Origin of the sequence: Bradyrhizobium sp. HKCCYLS1011 (genome assembly GCF_051167795.1) — a bacterium.
Taxonomy (GTDB): Bacteria; Pseudomonadota; Alphaproteobacteria; order Rhizobiales; family Xanthobacteraceae; genus Bradyrhizobium.
Genome location: NZ_JBNPTT010000020.1, coordinates 19839 through 40172 on the forward strand (window position 1 = coordinate 19839; position 20334 = coordinate 40172).

The 20334-nt window shown below is 65.3% G+C and carries 19 protein-coding genes; 18 read left to right on the forward strand and 1 reads right to left on the reverse strand.

The window, feature by feature from the left end:
- Positions 1-60: 60 nt before the first annotated feature.
- From ACQR1W_RS39495 to ACQR1W_RS39580, 18 genes are read left to right on the forward strand one after another with little or no spacing between them, the layout of a single operon-like run.
- On the forward strand, positions 61-1077 hold the full coding sequence (locus ACQR1W_RS39495; RefSeq protein ID WP_434855830.1) for a branched-chain amino acid ABC transporter permease: 1017 nt from the start codon (positions 61-63) through the stop codon (positions 1075-1077).
- 1 nt (position 1078) lies between these two features.
- On the forward strand, positions 1079-2161 hold the full coding sequence (locus ACQR1W_RS39500) for a branched-chain amino acid ABC transporter permease (protein ID WP_434855831.1): 1083 nt from the start codon (positions 1079-1081) through the stop codon (positions 2159-2161).
- Entirely contained in the window at positions 2154-2936 is a 783-nt protein-coding gene (locus tag ACQR1W_RS39505; protein ID WP_434855832.1) for an ABC transporter ATP-binding protein, read from the forward strand. Before ACQR1W_RS39500 ends, ACQR1W_RS39505 begins: the two co-directional genes overlap by 8 nt.
- Positions 2929-5145: an ABC transporter permease gene (locus ACQR1W_RS39510; protein ID WP_434855833.1), complete on the forward strand. Its 2217-nt coding sequence runs from the start codon at positions 2929-2931 to the stop codon at positions 5143-5145. Before ACQR1W_RS39505 ends, ACQR1W_RS39510 begins: the two co-directional genes overlap by 8 nt.
- A 3-nt stretch (positions 5146-5148) precedes the next feature.
- Complete coding sequence (locus tag ACQR1W_RS39515) at positions 5149-5982, forward strand: phosphoenolpyruvate hydrolase family protein (protein WP_434855834.1); 834 nt, start codon at positions 5149-5151, stop codon at positions 5980-5982.
- Positions 5983-6001: 19 nt separating this feature from the next.
- On the forward strand, positions 6002-8893 hold the full coding sequence (locus tag ACQR1W_RS39520; protein ID WP_434855835.1) for a flotillin domain-containing protein: 2892 nt from the start codon (positions 6002-6004) through the stop codon (positions 8891-8893).
- Positions 8894-8899: 6 nt separating this feature from the next.
- Positions 8900-9337 carry an SRPBCC family protein gene (locus ACQR1W_RS39525; protein ID WP_434855836.1) on the forward strand — a complete coding sequence of 146 codons (438 nt, stop codon included), beginning with the start codon at positions 8900-8902 and terminating at the stop codon, positions 9335-9337.
- Between the two features lie 2 nt (positions 9338-9339).
- Positions 9340-9783: an SRPBCC family protein gene (locus ACQR1W_RS39530; RefSeq protein ID WP_434855837.1), complete on the forward strand. Its 444-nt coding sequence runs from the start codon at positions 9340-9342 to the stop codon at positions 9781-9783.
- Between the two features lie 16 nt (positions 9784-9799).
- Positions 9800-10618 (forward strand): FAD binding domain-containing protein, encoded by an 819-nt coding sequence (locus ACQR1W_RS39535; protein WP_434855838.1) that lies wholly within the window; start codon positions 9800-9802, stop codon positions 10616-10618.
- 4 nt (positions 10619-10622) lie between these two features.
- Positions 10623-11099, forward strand: coding sequence for a (2Fe-2S)-binding protein (locus ACQR1W_RS39540; RefSeq protein WP_434855839.1), 477 nt, complete (start codon positions 10623-10625; stop codon positions 11097-11099).
- Positions 11100-11110: 11 nt separating this feature from the next.
- Positions 11111-12688, forward strand: a complete 1578-nt coding sequence (locus ACQR1W_RS39545; RefSeq protein ID WP_434855840.1) for a xanthine dehydrogenase family protein molybdopterin-binding subunit — start codon at positions 11111-11113, stop codon at positions 12686-12688.
- 1 nt (position 12689) lies between these two features.
- Complete coding sequence (locus ACQR1W_RS39550; protein WP_434855841.1) at positions 12690-13712, forward strand: xanthine dehydrogenase family protein molybdopterin-binding subunit; 1023 nt, start codon at positions 12690-12692, stop codon at positions 13710-13712.
- A gap of 8 nt (positions 13713-13720) precedes the next feature.
- Positions 13721-14602 (forward strand): AAA family ATPase, encoded by an 882-nt coding sequence (locus tag ACQR1W_RS39555; protein WP_434855842.1) that lies wholly within the window; start codon positions 13721-13723, stop codon positions 14600-14602.
- Complete coding sequence (locus tag ACQR1W_RS39560) at positions 14599-15717, forward strand: vWA domain-containing protein (RefSeq protein ID WP_434855843.1); 1119 nt, start codon at positions 14599-14601, stop codon at positions 15715-15717. The genes ACQR1W_RS39555 and ACQR1W_RS39560 overlap by 4 nt, the downstream gene beginning before the upstream one ends.
- Positions 15714-16601, forward strand: coding sequence for an amidohydrolase family protein (locus ACQR1W_RS39565; protein WP_434855844.1), 888 nt, complete (start codon positions 15714-15716; stop codon positions 16599-16601). The genes ACQR1W_RS39560 and ACQR1W_RS39565 overlap by 4 nt, the downstream gene beginning before the upstream one ends.
- A gap of 48 nt (positions 16602-16649) precedes the next feature.
- A complete protein-coding gene (locus ACQR1W_RS39570; RefSeq protein WP_434855845.1) occupies positions 16650-17498 on the forward strand; it encodes an MBL fold metallo-hydrolase in 849 nt (282 codons plus the stop codon).
- A gap of 10 nt (positions 17499-17508) precedes the next feature.
- Entirely contained in the window at positions 17509-19083 is a 1575-nt protein-coding gene (locus ACQR1W_RS39575; protein WP_434855846.1) for an isochorismatase family protein, read from the forward strand.
- Positions 19084-19094: 11 nt separating this feature from the next.
- Complete coding sequence (locus ACQR1W_RS39580) at positions 19095-19721, forward strand: FMN-dependent NADH-azoreductase (protein WP_434855847.1); 627 nt, start codon at positions 19095-19097, stop codon at positions 19719-19721.
- 372 nt (positions 19722-20093) lie between these two features.
- Here ACQR1W_RS39580 and ACQR1W_RS39585 read toward each other — a convergent pair.
- On the reverse strand, positions 20094-20334 hold a 241-nt coding region (locus ACQR1W_RS39585), incomplete at its 5' end, for a hypothetical protein (RefSeq protein ID WP_434855848.1).

Here is a 20334-nt window from a genome sequence, read left to right on the forward strand (position 1 = left end):
TACGCGGCGTACCCGGGAGGACGCCATGCAATGGGCCATCGCCACGGCCGCTGATCGGCCATGACAGCTTCTCGCTTCATCGAGCGTCATCCGGTATGGGCGCTGATCGCTTTGGTCGCCGCCGCATTGCTGCTCTGGCTGCTGCTTGCGGTCTGGCCGCCTGGACTTGAAGAGGCGATCGGGAGGAAGAGGGTCTTCCTCAATGCGATCTTCAACGGCATCACGCTTGGTGGTCTGTACTTCCTGGTCGCGAGCGGCTTTACCTTGATTTTCGGCCTGATGCGCAATGTCAATTTGGCACACGGCTCGCTGTATCTGTTCGGCGGCTATGTCGGTTATGGCATCAGCACCGCTACCGGTTCCTGGCTGCTCGGCTTTATCGGCGCCTTCGTCCTGGTTGCGCTGGTCGGGATCATTCTGCAGATCGTGGTGTTCCGCCGCATGGAGGGCCAGGACCTGCGGCAGACCATGGTGACGATCGGGCTCTCGATCGTATTTGCCGACCTGATGCTATGGGCCTTCGGTGGTGACTTCTATCAGATCGCGACGCCGCAATGGCTGATCGGCCCGGTGCAGATGCCGTTCGTGACCGCGGTCAAATCGTCCGGCGAAGCCGTCTATCTACAATATCCGCTGGTGCGGCTCGTGATCTTTGCTGCCTCGGTCGTGATCGGCGTCCTGATGTGGCTTGCGCTGAACCGCACCCGCGTCGGGCTGATGGTGCGCGCAGGGGTCGACGATCGCGACATTCTTGCCGCCACGGGGATTCCGATCCAGCTTGTCTTCGTGTTCGTCTTTGCGCTCGGCGCCGGGCTCGCCGGCATCGCCGGCGTGGTCGGCGGCACGTTTCAGTCGATCTCGCCCGGCGAGGATACGCGTTTCCTGCTCGCCTCGCTGGTGGTCGTGATCGTCGGCGGCATGGGCTCGATTCCCGGAGCTGCGCTAGGAGCCGTCATCATCGGCCTCGCCGAGCAGCTCGGCTCCGTCTACATCCCGACCTATGCGATTGTGGTGACCTTCCTGATCATGGTCGTGGTGCTGGCGCTGCGGCCGCAAGGCCTGGTGGCGAGGCGCTGAGATGTCGTTGGCGGAGCGCACCCATCTTCACGCCAAGCCGCCGGCAAGTGCAGCGCTGACGCCGGACGCGTCGGCCTGGTCGATCGCGCAGAACCCGGCGCCCTGGGCCGTTGCCATCGTCCTCCTACTCATGCCGCTGCTCGCCAACGGCTTCTTCCTAATCGAGATCTTCGGCACCACGCTGATCCTTGGAACAGTCGCGCTCAGCCTGATGTTCCTCGCCGGCTATGGCGGCATGGTCAGCCTGATGCAGCTCACCATCGCCGGCTTTGCCGGCTACATGGTCGCGGTGTTCGGCGTCAGCGGCAGTGCCAAGATCAGCCTCGGCTGGCCGTGGTGGCTGGCGACGCCAATGGCGTTGGCGCTGGCGACGGCATTCGGCACACTTGGCGGCGCGCTCGCGGTGCGCACCGAGGGCATCTACACGATCATGATCACGCTCGCGATCGGCGCCGCCTTCTATTATTTTACCAACCAGAACTGGGCCATCTTCAACGGCCATACCGGTCTCAATACAATTGCGACCCCGCAGTTCTGGGGCATCGACTGGCGCGCCGATATTCCGTTCTACTATGTGACGCTCGGAGTCGCCGCGCTCTGCTATTTCGCGGTCGTGTATGTTTCACGGGCGCCCTTCGGCCTGGCGCTGCAGGGCGTCCGCGACAATCCGCGCCGCATGGCCGCGCTCGGCTTCCATGTCAATGCGCATCGGATTGCGGCCTATGCGCTGGCATCGCTGATCGCTGGGCTCGGTGGCGTGCTGCAGGTCTGGAACTACAGGCAGATCTCGCCAGGCTCGGTCGCGGTCGAGCGCTGCATCGACATCCTGATCATCGCTGTGGTCGGTGGCATCACGCGCCCGGTCGGCGCCTTCATCGGCGCCTTCATCTTCGTGATCCTGCGCACCTTTGCGCTCGATGTGCTGGTTCAGCTCGGATTGGACGGTAATCGTTTTCGTCTGCTGATCGGGCTCGGCTTTCTTGCCGTTGTGTTCTGGTCATCGGATGGCGTCGTCGGCCTGTGGGAGCATTGGCGCCGGCACAGTGAGCCAAGCTCCTATCGCGGAGGCGACCGCCATGGCTAGCATCGCGCCGCGTCTCTCTGCGATCGGTTCCGGTGCTGCGCTGGAGCTGCGCGGTGTCACGCGCATGTTCGGCGCGCTGGCGGCGCTGACCGACATCACGATCACGGTGCGGCCGGGCGAGCGCCGCGCGGTGCTCGGCTCCAACGGCGCCGGCAAAACCACGCTGTTCAACTGCGTGACCGGCGATTTTCTGCCGACGTCGGGGACGATCCGCTTCTTCGGTGAGGACATCACGCACTTTCCGCCCTATGAGCGCATCCGGCGCGGCCTGCGGCGGACCTATCAGATCTCGGCGCTGTTCCCCGGTCTCACGGTGCAGGACAACGTCTATCTCGCCTGCCGCGGCGTCTCGCGCGGACGCTTTTCGCTGTTGCGCCCCGGTGCCAATGACGCGCTGATGCACGCCGCGGAGATGTTGATCCAGGCCGTGCATCTGACACCGGCGAGGGATCAGCGCGTGTCCGAGCTCGCTCACGGTCAGCAGCGCCAGCTCGAGATCGCGCTCGCGCTGGCCGGCGCGCCGCGCTTCATCTTGTTCGATGAGCCCGCCGCCGGCCTGTCACCGACCGAGCGGCGCGAGCTGATCGAGATCTTGACCTCGCTGCCGAGCCATATTGGCTACATCATCATCGAGCACGACATGGATGTCGCGCTGCGCGTTGTCGAAAGCGTCACGATGATGCACAATGGCCGCGTCTTCAAGGAGGGTGTGCCGGAAGAGATCCAGTCCGACCCCGAGGTTCAGGAGCTTTATCTCGGAGGCGGCCATGAGTGATCTGCGCCGTGCGCCAGCCGCGCTCGAGGTCAGGGGCCTCGATGTCTACTATGGTCATTCGCACGCGCTGCAGGGCGTCGATCTGACGCTCGACTCCGGCGTGTTCTCGTTGGTCGGCCGCAACGGCATGGGCAAGACCACGCTGTGCAAGACCATCATGGGCCTGCTCGCGCCGAGCGGCGGTTCGGTCCAGGTGCGCGGGCAGGATATCACCCGGCAGAGTCCAGCCGCGATCGCGCGGCTCGGCGTCGGCTATGTCCCGCAGGGGCGACGCCTCTGGCGCTCGCTCACGGTCGACGAGCACCTGCGGCTGACATCCGGCATTCGCCAGGGGCCGTGGACCATCGAGCGCATCTACGACACCTTCCCGCGGCTGGCCGAGCGCAAGACCAATGGCGGCGGCCAGCTCTCCGGCGGCGAGCAGCAGATGCTTGCGATCGGCCGCGCGCTGCTCACCAATCCGCATCTTCTGATCATGGACGAGCCCACCGAGGGCCTCGCGCCGGTCATCGTTGCGCAGGTCGAGGAGATGCTGGTCCGGCTCGGCGAGGAGGGCGAGATCTCGGTGCTGGTGATCGAGCAGAATATCGGCGTCGCCACCGCGATCTCGAAGAGCGTCGCAATCATGGTCAATGGCCGGATCAACCGGATCATCGATTCCGTCCGGCTCGCCGCCGACCGCGATCTGCAGCAGCGGCTGCTCGGCGTCGGCGTTCACGCCGAGGCCGACATTGAGATCGATGCGCCGGCCGCGGAGACCGCAACTGCCGCTCCGCCGCGTCCGCGCGGCAGCGCGCCGATCCGGATCTATATCTCCAATCCGGTGCCGCCGACGCGCTGGTCACAGCCGGTACCGATCGCACGGATCGAGGCGTCTGCGCGGATGGTCTCAACCGGCGCCACGCGGCTTGGGGCGCCCTCGACGCGGCAAGTTGAATCGCGCCGCAGCCAACAGCCGTCGGGACCTCCCATCGTGCTCGTGGCCGGCACGCTCGACACCAAGGGGGCGGAGCTGCGTTTCATCCGCGACATCATTGCCGCGAGCGGGTTGCGGACGCGGCTCGTCGATGTCTCGACCAGCGGAAAGGCCCAGACCTGCGACGTGTCCGCGCAGGAGATCGCGCTCAATCACGGACGCGGCGGCGCAGCCGTATTCGGCAGCGACCGCGGTACGTCGGTCACCGCGATGGCGGAGGCCTTTGCCAATTGGATCCGCCGGCAGGACAATGTGGCCGGCATCATCTCGGCCGGGGGCTCGGGTGGCGCCTCGCTGGTCGCGCCCGCGATGCGCAGCCTTCCCGTCGGCGTGCCGAAGCTGATCATCTCCTCTGTCGCCTCGGGCGATGTCGGACCCTATGTCGGCCCCGCCGATATCACCATGATGTATTCGGTCACCGACGTGCAGGGGCTCAATTCGATCTCGCGTGCGGTGCTCGCCAATGGCGCCAACGCGCTGGTCGGCATGGTCAAGGCACGGCTGGACGCGCGCGCCGACGAAGCGCGCCGGACATCGTCCAATCTGCCGGCGATCGGCATCACCATGTTCGGCGTGACGACGCCGGCCGTGCAGAAGATCACGGCCGATCTGCGCGACGAGTTCGAATGTCTGGTCTTTCATGCCACCGGCACGGGCGGACAGTCGATGGAGAAGCTGGTCGATTCCAACCTGCTCGCCGGCGTGATCGATCTGACTACGACCGAAGTCTGCGACCTCCTGATGGGCGGCGTGTTTCCCGCCACCGAAGATCGCTTTGGCGCCATCATCCGCAGCCGCATTCCTTACATCGGCTCGGTCGGCGCGCTCGACATGGTCAATTTCGGCAAGCCAGAGACGATTCCGGAGCGATATCGCCAGCGCAAATTCCACATCCACAACCCGCAGGTGACCTTGATGCGCACGACCGCCGAGGAGAACGCGCGCATGGGACGCTGGATCGGCGAGCGGCTGAACCGCATGGATGGGCCGGTGCGCTTCTTCCTGCCCGAGGGCGGCGTGTCGGCGCTGGACGCGCCGGGACAGCCATTCTGGGACCTCGAGGCCGACGCAGCGCTGTTTCGCGCGCTCGAACAGACCGTGCGCGCGACCGGCAACCGTCAGCTCATTCGCATCAGGCGCAACATCAACGAGCCGGAATTTACATCCGCGATCGTGAGCACGTTGCGCAACCTGGTCGGCCGCGCAGGGGCGCGCCGGAGAGTGGCGAGGTAAGCGATGGCCCGGTTTGAGCGAACGGCACTGTTGAAGAAGTTTCGCGCCATGGCGGCCAAAGGCGAGCCCATCGTCGGCGGCGGCGCCGGCACGGGTCTATCCGCCAAATGCGAGGAGACGGGCGGTGTCGATCTGATCGTGATCTACAATTCCGGTCGCTATCGCATGGCCGGCCGCGGCTCGCTCGCAGGCCTGATGGCCTACGGCGACGCCAATGCGATCGTCGTCGAAATGGCGGGCGAGGTGTTGCCGGTCGTGACCCGCACGCCGGTGCTCGCGGGCGTCAACGGCACCGATCCGTTCCGCGACATGGATGTCTTTCTCGACCAGCTGAAGGCGCTCGGCTTCGCCGGCGTGCAGAATTTCCCGACCGTCGGTCTGATCGACGGCGTCTTCCGCGCCAATCTCGAAGAGACCGGCATGTCCTACGCGCTTGAAATCGAGATGATCGCCAAGGCGCGCGAGAAGGATCTGCTGACCACGCCCTATGTGTTCAGCGAGGCGGAGGCGGCGGCGATGGCGATTGCGGGCGCCGACATCATCGTCTGCCATCTCGGCCTGACCACCGGCGGCGCGATCGGCGCGCAGACGGCGCTCAAGCTGGAAGACTGTCCGGCGCGGATCGATGCCTGGGCTGCGGCGGCGCTCAGCGTCAATCCCGATGTGCTGGTGCTCGCACATGGCGGCCCGATTGCCGAGCCGGCCGACGCCGATTTCATCATGAAACACACGCGCAAATGCCACGGGTTCTACGGCGCTTCGTCAATGGAGCGGCTGCCGGTGGAGCGGGCGCTGACGGAGCAGGTTCGCCGATTCAAGGCGATCGGAGCCCGCTAAAGGTCAAAGGAGGAAAGAGATGTCCGGGAATCTGATCGGCGAACTGATCCTCTGGCTGATTGTCGCGATCATTGCGATCGCCATCATCGTCTACGTCGTGAACTGGCTTTATCATCGCTCCTCCAAGGAGGTCTCCTTCGTCCGCACCGGCTTCCTGGGTGAGCGCGTCGTGATCAACGGCGGCGCCTTCGTGCTGCCGTTCATTCACGACACCACGCCGGTCAACATGAACGTGCTGCCGATCGGGATCACGCGCGCCAGACAGGATGCCGTGATCACGCGCGACCGCATGCGGGTCGACATCGAGGCTGATTTCTACGTGCGGGTGCAGCCGACGCGCGAGGCAGTCGCGATCGCGGCGGCGACATTGGGCCGTCGCACCATGGAGCCGGAGCAGCTCTCCGCGCTATTGTCAGGCAAGTTCATCTCGGCCATCCGCTCGGTGGCGGCCGAGATGACGATGGAGCAGATGCACGAGCAGCGCGGCGAATATGTCGTACGCGTCAAGGCGGCGGCTGCGGAAGCACTGGCGCAGAACGGCCTCGAGCTGGAATCGGTTGCGATCACCGACCTCGACCAGACCGATCTCGAATATTTCAATCCATCGAACCGCTTCGATGCGCAGGGCCTGACCAGCCTGATGGAAGAGATCGAGGCCAAGCGCAAGCTGCGCAACGACATCGAGCAGGACTCGATGATCCGCATCCGTACCCGCAATCTTGAAGCCGAGCGGCAGGCGCTGGATATCGAGCGCGAGAGCGAGACCGCGCGGCTGGAGCAGGAGCGCGACATCGAGATGCGTCGCGCGCTGCAACGCACGGAAGTCGCGCGCGAGCGCGCACTGCGCGAGACCGAGGCCGAGCAGGCGCAGATCCTGGCGCGCGAAGCGATCGAGAAGTCGCGGATCGCCAATGAGCAGGCCGTCACCGAGGCGCGTATTGCCTCCGAGCGCGAGACCCGGCACCAGGAGATCGAGCGCATGCGCGCGGTCGAGGAGCGGGAGCTCACGGCACGGGAGGAGATCGAGAAGGCCCGGATCGCCAACCAGCGCGCGATCGACATGGCGCGCATCGCCTCGGAACGCGAGGTGCGCCAGCGCGAGATCGAGCGAACCCGCACGGTCGAGGAGGCGGAGATCACGGCACGTGAGGCGGTGGAGAAGGCCCGTATCCAGCAGGATCGGATCATCACCGACGCACGCATCGCCAATGAAGAGGAGACGCGGCGGCGGGAGATCGAGCGCACCCGCACCGTGGAAGAGGCGGAGATCGCCGCGCGCGAAGCGACCGAGAAGGCGCGGATCGCGCAGACCATGATAGTTAACGTCGAGCGCATCGCCTCCGACGAGCGTACCCGCGCATTGGAGATCGCCCAGGTGCGCAGCATCCAGGAGGCCGAGATCGAGGCGCAGAAGGCGGTGGAAGCTGCACGCATCGCGCGTGAACGGATCTTGGCCGCGGAGCGGATCGGCTCTGAACACGCCACCCGGAAGCTCGAGATCGAGCGCAACCAGGCGCTCGATGTGGCCGGCATTGCGGCACGCGAAGCAACGGAAGCAAGCCGGATCGCCCAGGAGGAGCGGGTCCGTGCGTTGGAAATCGCACGCCACCGCGCCATCGAGGAGGCTGATATCGCCTCGCGCGAGGCCATTGAAGCCGCGCGTATTTCCCAGGAGAAGGCGGTTGCCGCAGAACGCATCCAGGCCGAGCGGGAGACGCGGAGTCTCGAGATCGCGCGGGCCGAGGCAATCGAAGCTGCCGAGCTCAGGCGCCGCGAGGCGGTCGAGCGGCGCCGTATCGACGTCGAGCTAGCGCTGGAGGCCGAGCGGATTGCGTCGTCGAGGACGCGCGAGGTGCTCAACATCGACCAGAAGAAGGCGATCGAGCTCGCCGACGAGGTGCGCGTGATCGAGCTCGCGGCCAAGCGCTCCGAGCGGATTGATGCCGACCGCCAGGTCAAGGAGGCCGAGATCAAAGCGCGCAAGGAGGTCGAGACCGCCGATGTCTCGCGCGAGCAGGCCCTCGAAGCCGCACGGCTTGAACGGCGCCGTTCCATCGAGCAGCTCGAGATCGGCCGCGTCCAGGCGCTGCAGGAAGCCGAGATCGCCTCACGCGAGGAGGTCGAGCGTGCGCGCATCGCCTCCGACCGTGGCCTCGACGAAGCGCGAATTGGGCGCGAGCGCGAGTTGCGCAAGCTCGAAGTGGTCAGGGAAAAGGACGTCGAGACCGCGCTGATGGAGAAGGCCATCGCCCTGCATCAGAAATCGCTGGAGGAATCGGCGGCGCGCGCCGCGGCCGAGGAAGCGCGGATACGCGCGACCGAGGCGGCCGAACGTGTCGTCACCGCGCGCGAGAGCGAGATCGCCAAGCGCCGCAAGACGGTCGAGGTGCTGCTCGCCGAGAAGCAGGCGGAGGAAACCCGGATCGCAGCGGAAGCCGAGCGCGTGCGTGCGGCGGTCGAGGCAGAAGCCCAGCGCATGCTCAACGAGGCCGAGAACGTGCTGACCGATCAGGCGCGCTACTCGCTGTTCCGCCGCAAGCTGCTCGATCGCATCGAGGGCATCGTGCGCGAGAGCGTCAAGCCGATGGAGAAGATCGAAGGCATCCGCATCCTCCAGGTCGACGGTCTCAACGGCCATGGCGGCAATGGCAACGGGGCAGGGCGCAGCGCCACCGACGAGGTGATCGACTCGGCACTACGCTATCGCGTGCAGGCGCCGCTGATCGACTCGATCCTGTCCGACATCGGCGTGGAGGGCGGCAGCCTCGCCAAGATGCCGGGCCTGATCCGCGAAGCCCGTGACATGCAGGGTATCAAGGACGCCGCGCGCAAATCCGGCGAAGGCAAACCGGCGGTGCCCGGCGCGAGCGCGGAACCGGCCGCTGATCGCGGGCCGAAGAAGAAGGGATGATGCGTCATGGCCCGCGTCTACGTCTCCACCGTCGTCAACGCGCGCAACGATCGCGTCTGGGCGCGCGTGCGTGACTTCAACGGTCTGCCGAACTGGCATCCGGCGATTGCGGAAAGCCGCATCGAGGGTGGCGAGCCGGCGGACAAAATCGGCTGTGTCAGGGATTTTCGCCTTCGTAATGGCGATCGCATCCGGGAGAGACTGCTCGGCCTGTCCGACTACGACATGTTCTGCACCTATTCGATCCTGGAGTCGCCGATGGGAGTCGAGAACTACGTCGCGACGCTGCGGCTGACGCCGGTGACCGACGGCGATCACACGTTCCTGGAGTGGACGGCCGAGTTCGATTGCGCGCCGGAGCGCGAGTCCGAACTCGTCAGCAATATCGGTGGCGGCGTGTTCCAGGGCGGCTTCGATGCCTTGAAGCGGGCATTTGGAGGCTGACCATGCCGCACGTGGTCAAGAGCACCATCCTCGATGCGCCGACCGGAGCGGTCTGGGAGGTGCTGCGCGATTTCAACGGGCACGACCGCTGGCATCCGGCGGTCGCGACCTCGACGATCGAGCGTGCGCAGGCCTCTGACAAGATCGGCTGCGTGAGGCGCTTCAAGCTGAAGGACGGCTCGGAGCTGCGCGAGCAATTGCTCGCGCTGTCCGATCTCGAACAGACCTTCAGCTACTGCCTGCTCGATACGCCGATCCCGATGTTCAACTATGTCGCTCATGTCCGTTTGCTCCCGGTCACTGATGGCGACCGCACCTTCTGGCATTGGGAATCACGCTTCACCACCCGGCCCGGGGACGCGGCCTCAATCACAAAGATGGTGGCGGAGGACATCTACCAGGGCGGTTTCGACGCCATTAAGCGGCACTTGAAGGGGACAGCATGAGCCCGGAGGCATGCCAATGCCGGTGACGGTGAAGACATTCGCGAGCACGAGCGAAGTGGCCGCGGCGCTGTCGTCGGATCGTAGCGCGCGCTATCTCGGCGGCGGCACGCTGGTGATGCGGGCGCTCAACGAGGGCGATATCTCGATCGCGACCATCGTGCGAGCCGCGGACACGACGCTGACACGGATCGACGCGTCAAGTTCGCGGGTCGTGATTGGCGCGGGCGTGACCTTCGCGCGCATCCTGGCCGAACGTGACCTCGCCTTCCTGCATGCGCCGGCGCGATCGATCGGCGGCCCCGCGGTGCGCAACATGGGCACGGTCGGCGGCAACCTGTTTGCGCCGGTGCCCTATGGCGATTTCACGGTGGCGCTGCTGGCGCTGGATGCGGTCGTCTCGGTGCATGGCGGGCTGGGGGTGCGCGACATCGCCATCGAGGAATTTTTGCAGTCGCGCGAGCGACACGGCGGCACGCTCGTGCTCTCCGTGTCCTGTGCACGGCCGGCCAGCGCGGATGCGTTCCGCTATCGCAAGATCGCCCGGATCAAGCCGAAAGGCGGATCGATCATGACGCTTGCCGTGCATCTGCCATCCGGTGGCGGTCGGATCAACGGCGCGCGGATCGCGCTCGGCTCGATGGCGCCGGTGCCGATCCGCGCGAAAGCAGCCGAACGCGCACTCGACGGTCGGTCGCTCGATGGCACAGCGATTAGCGCGGCCGCGGCGGCCGTCACCGAAGGAATATCGCCCGCCGACAACGCGCTTGCCAGCGCCTGGTATCGCCGCGAGATCGCAGGCGTGCATCTGCGGCGGCTGTTGTCGGGACAGGAGTAGGGACATGGCGAAGACCGCGCTGCAATTCCGACATAACGGCCGCGACGTCGCGATCTTCGTCGATGGCGGCGTCAATCTGCTGGTGGCCTTGCGCGAACTGATTGGCGACATGACGCCCAAATTCGGTTGCGGGCAGGGCGGTTGCGGCGCCTGCTCGGTGCTGATCGACGGCGAACTGCATCTGTCCTGCCTGACGCTTGCCGAAACTGTCGCGGGGCGCTCGGTCGAGACGCTCGACAGCATGAAGGACGGCCCGAACCTGCATCCGCTGCAGCGGGCGTTTGCTGACAATTTCGCGGCGCAATGCGGCTATTGCACGCCGGGCATGCTGATGGCGGCGAAGGCGCTGCTCGATCGCAACCCGCAACCGAGCCGCGCCGAGGTGGTCGAGGCGATTTCCGGCAACATCTGCCGCTGCACCGGTTATGAGCCGATCATCAATGCCGTGCTGGCCGCGTCAGCATCACGCGCCCGCGCCTGAAGGAATGAGCCATGCTGGAATTGCGCAAGGACATCTTCGCCGACGAGCGCGACGACAACTTGAAGGAAATCGGCAAGGGCACGCAGCGCCAGGATATGCTGGGCCATGTCACGGGCACCTCGACCTATTTCGACGATCACAAGCTGCAGGGCATGCTGCATCTGAAGGTGCTGCGCAGCGCCCATCCACATGCGCGGCTACGCCGCATCGATACCTCGGAAGCCGACAGCGCACCGGGCGTGCGGCGGATCATCCGCGGCAGCGACGTGCCGCGCAATCTCAACACGCTGCTCAGCCTGATCAATTTCGGCAAGGACGACGAGCCGACGCTCGCCGTCGACAAGGTGCGCTACAAGGGCGAGCCGATTGTCGCGGTTGTGGCTGACAGCCCGCTCGAAGCCTTTGAAGCAATAGCAAAAATCCGCGTCGACTACGAGCCCTTGCCGGCCGTGTTCGATGTCGAAGAGGCGCTCAAGCCCGGCGCCCCCGTCGTCAACGAGACCTATCCGAAGAACACCTTCACCTATCACGAGCGCTACGATCACCAGAAGCTCCGCTTCGGTGACGTCGAGCGCGGCTTCGCCGAATCCGATCACGTGCTCGAGCAGCGCTATCAGATGTCGCCGATCGAACATGCGCCGACCGAGACCAACGGCTCGATTGCCGCACCCGACACCAACGGCCGCTATGTCGTCTATACGTCGACGCAAGCGCTCTTCTTCTCGCTTGACACCTGCGCCAAGATTCTCGATCTGCCGTCGAACACGTTCCATTTCGTCGGCGGCACGGTCGGCGGCGGGTTCGGCGGCAAGGTCGATACGCTGACCGAGCCGCTCGCGATCCTGGGTGCAATGCTGACCGGACGCCCGGTGCGCTACGTGCTGGGGCGGGAGGAGGAGATGCAATATGGCCCGCCGCGCGGTGCGGAACGCATCTTCATCAAGGATGGCGTCAAGCGCGATGGCCGCATCGTCGCGCGCAAGATCACGGCCTATTTCGACAGCGGCGCCTATACGCGGCTATCGAGCTATGCGGTGGTCAAATGCGCGGCGCATCTGCCGGGGCCCTATACGATCCCCAACGTTTACGGCGACATCTACTGCGTCTTCACCAACCGCACGCCGGCCACCGCCATGCGCGGCTTTGGCGTCACCGGCATGGACTTCGCGATCGAATGTCAGATGGACAAGCTCGCGCACCTCACCGGCATCGATCCGATGGAGTTCCGGATCATCAATGCCTATCGCGACGGCGACATGAAGGCCCATCGCCGTGAGGCCAAGAACACCGCTTTGATCGAATGCGTGCAGGTCGCGGCCGAGAAGGCCAAGTGGCCGTTGCGCGAGGAATTCAAGCGGATGTCCTCGCGCAAGGAGGGCGGTGGTGCCAGGGCGGAGATTCCGCCGACGGCGCGCGAGCCTGTGGCTTCGCGCCTTGCGCCGCCGCAGCAGCGCACCAGTTACGATCGCGGCATTGCGATGCCTGCTTCCGAGCAGCGGCCGGTCGCACCGCCGCCTCCATCACCGCCGGCGGCGCCATCCCATGGCGCCACCCGTTTTTCCTCCGTCTTCGGCACCAGGAGGCGCTGACATGACCAGGCACCATGGACGCGGCATTGCCTCGATCAACTATCCGATCGGCATGAACCTCGGCGGCGATCCCAGCCAGGCGCTGGTGCATTCCAATCCCAGCGGCAAGTTCACGGTGGCGCTGTCGTCGATCGATCTCGGTCAGGGCATGAAGTCGGTGACGCGGCAGATTTGCGCCGAGACGCTCGGCGTCCCGGTCGAGGACGTCTATGTCGACACCGCTGATTCCGACACCGGGCCGCATTGCATGGGCTCGTTCGCTTCGCGCGGCACCCATCGTGTCGGCAATGCGGTGATGGCTGCGGCGCGCGAGGCGCGCGGCGTGATGATGGAGGCGGCGGCCGAGGAGCTTGAGGTCAACGCCGCTGATCTCGAGACCGACGGCCGTGGCAACATCCACGTCAAGGGCGCGTCGCACCGATCGATCTCGACCAAGGACGTGGCGATCGCTGCGCAGTTCAAGCAGGGCCGCACCATCTCGGGGCGCGGCATCTTCCTGGTGCCGCTGTCGGGTGTCGACCCCGAAACCGGCGAGATGTCGCCGGCGACTTGCTATGCCCATGCCTGCCTGGTTGCGGAAGTGGAGGTCGATGACGAGACCGGCGAGGTCAGCATGGTCAGGATGGACAGCGCCTATGAGCTGGGACGTGCGCTCAACCCGCGACTGGTAGAGCAGCAGCTGGTCGGCGGCGCCTGGATGGGCGTCAGCCATGCGCTGTATGAGACGACGGAGCCGTTTTATCCGAACCCGGCCCATGGCCCGCGCGATTTCGTCGACTATCTGATGCCGGGTCCAGGCGACATCTGCCCGCATGACATCGCCGTGCTGGAGCGCCCCGCGGCGGACGGCCCGTTCGGCGCCAAGGGACCGGGCGAGATGTGCGCCAATCCGGTGCTGCCGGCCGTGGCGAATGCGATCTTCAATGCGGTCGGCGTCCGCATCGATGAGCTGCCGATCACGCCGGAAAAGGTGCTGCGCGCGATCAAGGCGCAGGGCGGCGCACGGCCGCAGCCAAGGCGGTGAGATAGACGATGGCGGTTCGCGGCAACATCGTCGGCATCGACAGCCCGGAGTCGCTGGAGCGGGCGCTACGCGCCGCGTACTACTTGGCCGATGAGGGCCTCGCGACCGCGGCCTATCTCGCGCTCGCGCTGGGCAAGCCACTGCTGCTGGAAGGCGCGCCCGGCGTCGGCAAGACCGAAGCCGCGAAAGCGATTGCCGCCGTGCTCGCCCGCCGGCTGATCCGGCTGCAATGCTATGAGGGCATCGACGCCTCCGCCGCGTTGTATGAGTGGAACTATCCGCGCCAGATGCTGGCGATCCGCCAGGCGGGCGAACAGTCGATCGACATCTATGGCGAGACGTTCCTGATCGAGCGCCCGATGCTGGCGAGCCTGCGCGCGCCGGATTCAACCGTGCTGCTGATCGACGAGATCGATCGCGCCGACCAGGAGTTCGAGGCCTTCCTGCTGGAATTCCTGTCCGATTTCCAGATCTCGATTCCCGAGCGCGGCACGGTGCGCGCGGCCGAACGACCGGTCGTGATCCTGACCTCGAACCGCACCCGCGATCTGCATGAGGCGCTGCGCCGCCGCTGCGTCTATCATTGGATCGACTATCCGACCGCCGAACGCGAGGCCCGCATCATCATGCTGCGAGCCTCCAGCGTCGCCGAATCCACCGCGCGCGCGGTCGTGGCCGCGGTCGGCAGGCTCCGGCGCGAGCCGCTGTCGAAAGCGCCCGGCATTGCCGAAGCTGTCGATTGGGCGGAGGCTGCGACTTTGCTGCACAAGGGCGGCGCGCGGTGGCCGGACGCGTTCAAGCGTTCGATCGGCGTCGCGCTCAAGGACGAGGAGGATCTCAGTTTCATCTCGCCGCGGCTCGACGCGCTAATTGCGGAGGCTGTGGCGTGAGCGAGATCATCAAGCTGCCGCGTGCTGCACGTGTGTTGGTGGACTTCGCGAGCCTGCTCCGCCTCAACGGATTTGCGGTCGCGCCGGAGCAGACCACGGCCTTCTTGTCGGCCATCGAACTGCTGGGACCGCGCAGCCTCGACGATATCTATCTCGCCGGCCTTGCGATCCTGGCGCCGCCACCCGAGCGGCGTGCCACCTATGATCGCCTGTTCGATCTGCATTTCCGTGGGCGCGAGCCACTGGAAGGCGTAGGTTCGGAGGACGAGGAGGTGGTGCGGCTGCAGGAGGAGGGACGGGGAGAAGACGAGACGCCGCTCGCCGATGAAGCCAATGAATCCGGGCTCGTCGCTGCCCGCACCGAGGCGCTTGTTGCCCGCCGCTTCGAGGAGCGCTCGACCGGCGACGCGCTGCGTCGCTTCGCGCGCGAGGCGCCAAGCCGGTTGCCGCGCCGACGGGGTCATCGACGGATACGCGCGCGGCGCGGTCCGTTTGCCGATCTGCGCCGCACCTTGCGGGACAGCGTGCGCTGCGATGGCGAGGTCTTCAAGCTGGGCCGGCTGAAGCGCCGGCCACGGCCGCGCAAGGTGCTGCTGCTGATCGATGTGTCCGGTTCGATGAAGACGCGCACTGAGGACAACATGACGCTCGCGCATGCGCTGGTCCGGGCCGCACCGCATGTCGAGGTCTTCACCTTCGGCACCCGGTTGACGCGGGTGACGCGGCCGCTACGCCTGAAGCGGCGGGAGCAGGCGCTTAACGCCGCTGCGCATCTGGTCAGTGATTGGGACGGCGGCACCCGGATCGGTGATGCGCTGCAGGCGTTCCTCGCAGTGCCGCGCTTCGCCGGCTATGCGAGGGGCGCCGCGGTCATCGTGATCTCGGATGGACTGGAGCGCGGCGATGTCGCGGCGCTCCGCGACGCCGTGGCAAAGCTGGCGCGCCGCGCCTGGTGCTTGAGCTGGCTGACGCCGCTCGCAGCGGCGCCCGGCTTCAAGCCGCAGACGGAGGCGCTGATCGCAATCCGGCGCTTCGTCGATGACTTCGACAGCGGCGGCTCGACCGCTGACATCGTCGCGCATGTGCTGTCGCTGGGACGGAGGAGGGCGGCATGACCGGCATCATCGATGCGCATCATCATATTTGGCGGCAGGCTGATCTGCCATGGCTGAGCGGACCGATGCAGCCGCGCATCTTCGGTCCTTATGAGCCGATCCGGCGCGACTATACGATCGATGAATATCTGTCCGACCTCGCCGGCTCCGGTGTCACGCGTTCGGTCTATGTGCAGACCAACTGGGCCAAGGAGCGCTTCGAGGACGAGGCCGAATGGGTGCAGCGGACCGCGGACGAGCGTGGCTGGCCGCATGCGATCGTTGCCTACGCGGACCTCGCCGTCGCTGACGTCCGGCCGCAGCTCGACCGGCTCGCGCGCTATCCGCTCGTGCGCGGCGTGCGCATGCAACTGCATTGGCACGACAACCCGCTGTATCGCTTCGCAAGCCACCCGGATCTCTGCGATGATCCTGTCATCAGGCGCAACGTCGCGCATCTCGCCGACTACCAGTTCAGCTTCGATCTGCAGGTGTTTGCAGGCCAGATGGCGGGCGCGGCCCGGCTGGCCGATGCATGCCCGCGCGTCACGTTCATCCTCCAGCATGCCGGCATGCTGGAGGATCTCTCCTCCGATGGACGAGCGTCTTGGCGCGACGGCATGCAGGCGCTTGCGGCTTGTCCGAATGTCGTCTCGAAGCTCTCCGGTCTCGGCACCTTCATCCATCGCAACGATCCTGCTCACATCGCGGAGATCCTTGGTGAGACCGTCGCGCTGTTTGGTGCCGAGCGCTGCCTGTTCGGCTCGAATTTCCCGATCGAGAAGCTATGGACCAGCTATCGCGAGCTGGTCGGCGCGTTCCGCACCGCTGCAGCACCACTCGGCGCCCAGGAGCGCGACGCGCTGTTTCGGACGACGGCAATCAGAGTCTATCGGTTGGAGTGAGCAAGCAGCCGCCGACCCAAACAGAACAAGACGATACGGGGAGTAGCAATGCCGCTGGAAATCAAGATTCTGGACTATGGCGATATCGAGCTGGAATCGAGCTTCCTGGTGCTGGGGCGCGATTGCGGCCGCACCAGGCGGGTGCTGACGCTCGGCTTTTTGATCCTCGGCGGCCCTTATCCAGTCGTGGTCGACACCGGCTATCGCTCGAACCAGATCATGGAAACGCTCGGTATGCGCGGCCTGCAGTTCCACGAGAACATGATCGAGAACCAGCTGATGCGCCATGGCGTGCGGATGGGTGACGTGCGCTACGTCTGCCACACCCATCTGCATATCGACCACGCTGGCAAGGACGACCTGTTCCCGATGAACACCACCGTCGTGCTGAACCGTCGTGAGCTGGAATATTCGGTGTCCGGCCTGATGCATCCGCAATATCCGGCGCCCGACATCAAGCACCTGATCGACCGGCTGCATACCAAGAGCGCACTGCGTTTCCTCGATCTCGAGCTGACCGGGCCGGTCGAGCTGATGCCCGGCGTTTATTGTGATGCAGCGAACGCGCACACCGAAGGGTCGATGAACATTCACGTTCACACCGCCGACGGTATCGCCACCATTTGTGGCGACGTGATCTATGATTTCAACGACCAGATCGTCACGCCCTTCCACGAGATCCACGACGCCGAGCCGCGCACGACCGGCAACCACGGCACCACCAAGCGCGCCGAGAAGGCCGCGATCAAGAAGCTGCTGAGTAGCTCGCGCTATCTGCTGCCGGTGCATGATCGTCCCGCCAAGATCGAGCGCGGCGTGGTCGTCGGCCGGCTGCACGATCAGGTTCCGGGGCCGGTGGTGCAGAGCCTGCCGGAGCGGCACTGGTTTCCGGCGTGAGGAGGGGACCATGACCCACGTGACCCTGCGCCCTGAGTTCGAAAAGCTCATCGATCCCTATGCGCCGGTCGGCCAGGTCGGCACCGGGTTCGAATTCACGGAAGGTCCGATATGGCATCCAGTCGAGCAGTTCCTGCTGTTCTCGGACATGCCCGGTGATGTGCGCCGACGTTGGGATGCCAGGCGTGGCGTGGTCGAGATGCGGCGTCCGTCCAACAAATGCAATGGCATGACCTATGATGCCGAGCTCAACCTGATCGTCTGCGAGCACGCGACCTCGTCGCTGGTGCGCGAGCGGCCGGACGGACGACGCGAGGTGCTGGCGTCGCATTTCGAGAACCAGGAGCTCAACAGCCCGAACGATGTCTGCGTGCATTCGAGCGGCGCGATCTACTTCTCCGATCCTTGGTATGGCCGCATGCCGGTCTATGGCGTGGAGCGGCCGCGTCAGCTCGGCTTCCAGGGCGTCTATCGGGTTCCGCCGGGCGGCGGTGCGCCGCGGCTGGTGGTCGATCGCACGCTGTTCGATCAGCCGAACGGGTTGTGCTTCTCGCCCGATGAGCGGCTGCTGTACGTCAACGATACTGTCCAAACGTTGATCCGAGTTTTTGATATCAATGCCGACGGCGGGCTGTCGAATGCGCGCGTGTTCGCAAGCTCCATCCGGTCCGAGCTCGAGCCCGGCGTGCCGGACGGCATGAAATGCGATCAGCACGGCAATGTCTGGGTTACCGCGCCCGGCGGCGTCTGGGTCTATTCGCCGGCCGGAGAGCTGCTCGGGAAGGTGCGCGTGCCGGAGCTGGTCGCCAACCTGGCCTGGGGCGGGCCGGAGTTCCGCACGCTGTATCTGACCGCGACGCATTCGGTCTACGCGATACCCACGAAGGTCGGCCCGCGGCACGAACCCTATATGAGCGCGGGCAGGGCAGGCAGTTCTGCATCACGATCCGGCTCATCGGCACCGCAACTGACCAACGGCGACATGCAGCTGGATCCGCGCCGCTGCGCCATGATCATTCAGGATCTGCAGAACGACGTGATCATGGAGGGAGGCGCCTTTGCGGACTCCGGCGCGCCGGCGCATGCGCGCCAGCAACGCGTCGTCGATAACGTGCGCCGCCTCGCTGAGACGGCCCGGGCGCGCGGCGTCGTCATCATCCATGTCTGGTTCATCGTCGAGCCCGGAGCGCCCGGCGTGACGCTGAATGCGCCGCTGTTCGAGGGGCTGGTCGACAGCAAGGCGATGGTGCGGGGTTCCTGGGGGGCGGCCCCGGTGCAGGGGCTGGAGCCACGGGCCGGCGATTTCGTGGTCGAAAAGATGCGGATGAGCGCCTGGGAGGGGACGCGGCTGGAGACCATCCTGAAGGCGACCGGGCGCGACATCGTCATCGATACCGGCGCCTGGACCAACATGTCGATCGAGCACACTGCACGCACCGGCGCCGACAAGGGCTATTTCATCGTCGTTCCGGAGGATTGCTGTTCGACCATGAATGCCGACTGGCACAACGCCTCGATCAATTTTGCGATGCAGAACGTCGCGGTCGTGACCAATGCCGACGCCGTGATCAAGGCGCTGGGCTGAGCAGCGCGGCGATGCCGAAGCTCCTGCACATGATCTGCTCGCCGCGTGCGGACTCGGAATCTTCCGCGGGAGCCCGGGTGTTCCTGGATCGCTTCCGACAAAGGCGTTCCGACTGGGACTTCGACGACATGAACCTGTGGCGGGAGCCGCTGCCGGAGTTCGACGGCGCCATCCTTGATGCCAAATATGCGCGTATCGGCGGACGCGGCTTTTCTACCGCCGAACGCGACGCCTTCGCGGTCGCCGAGCGTCTGGCTATGCGCTTTGCGCTCGCTGATCGCGTCGTCATTTCGACGCCGATGTGGAATTTCTCGATCCCCTACAAGCTCAAGCAATGGATCGACGTGATTACCCAGCCCGGGCTGACGTTCCGTTTCGATCCCGCGCAGGGCTATCTCCCATTGCTGAAGGATCGGCCGACGCTGCTCATTATCGCCAGCGGCAGCGACTTCGCCACCGGCATGAACCGCGGCCGCGTCGATATGGCCACGCCCTATTTGCGCGAGGCGCTGCGCTTCATCGGCGTCCGTGACGTGCAGGTCGTCCTGATCGGCCCCACAGCAGGGCCGACTGCAGCAATCGAAGCGTCGCGGACGCTCGCGCATCGCCGTTTGGAAGAACTGGGCGCGCGGTTCTAGACCTCGCCGGGCGTTCGTTCTGTCAGGACAGATGACCGAAACCCGTCTCAGAGTTCCGGTGGTGAATGACGATGTCATTTCGAGACAGGTGCAGGTGCCCGAGCAGAAATATTCACAGGATCAAAAAAAACGCTTGAACAGGAAACGGCACTGGCATATTCAGCCGCCCTCCGACGGACATGACGGCTGTCTCACTCGCTTCTGCGAGACACTGTTTGTCGGTCGGGCCTTGAAGACATCGGAAACTGCGCTGAATGTGGTGAGGCATCCCTGCTGGGATTATCCTCGCTTCCGAGAATTCGAGGTACGGCTGTGGCGCTCGTTTCGGTGAGACGTTGTTTGCAGTCGGCCTTGAACACTTCGGAAATTGCGCTATATATGCCGGGGTGTCCCTCTCTTGGGACTTCCTCGCTTCCGAAAAATTCGAGGGTTGAGCGTCTTCACAGGCGATTGCCGTGGAGCGCCGGGCTGTTTGACAAGTGAAGAAGAAGAAAGAGAAACGTGGACGGCGGAGTCCTTGCGGGTCTCGGGATTGAGCTTCGGCTTGATTTCGGGATCGGACGAGAAGACTTCGGCGGTCGACGTTTTAAAGGTAACACCATGGTTTTCAGCG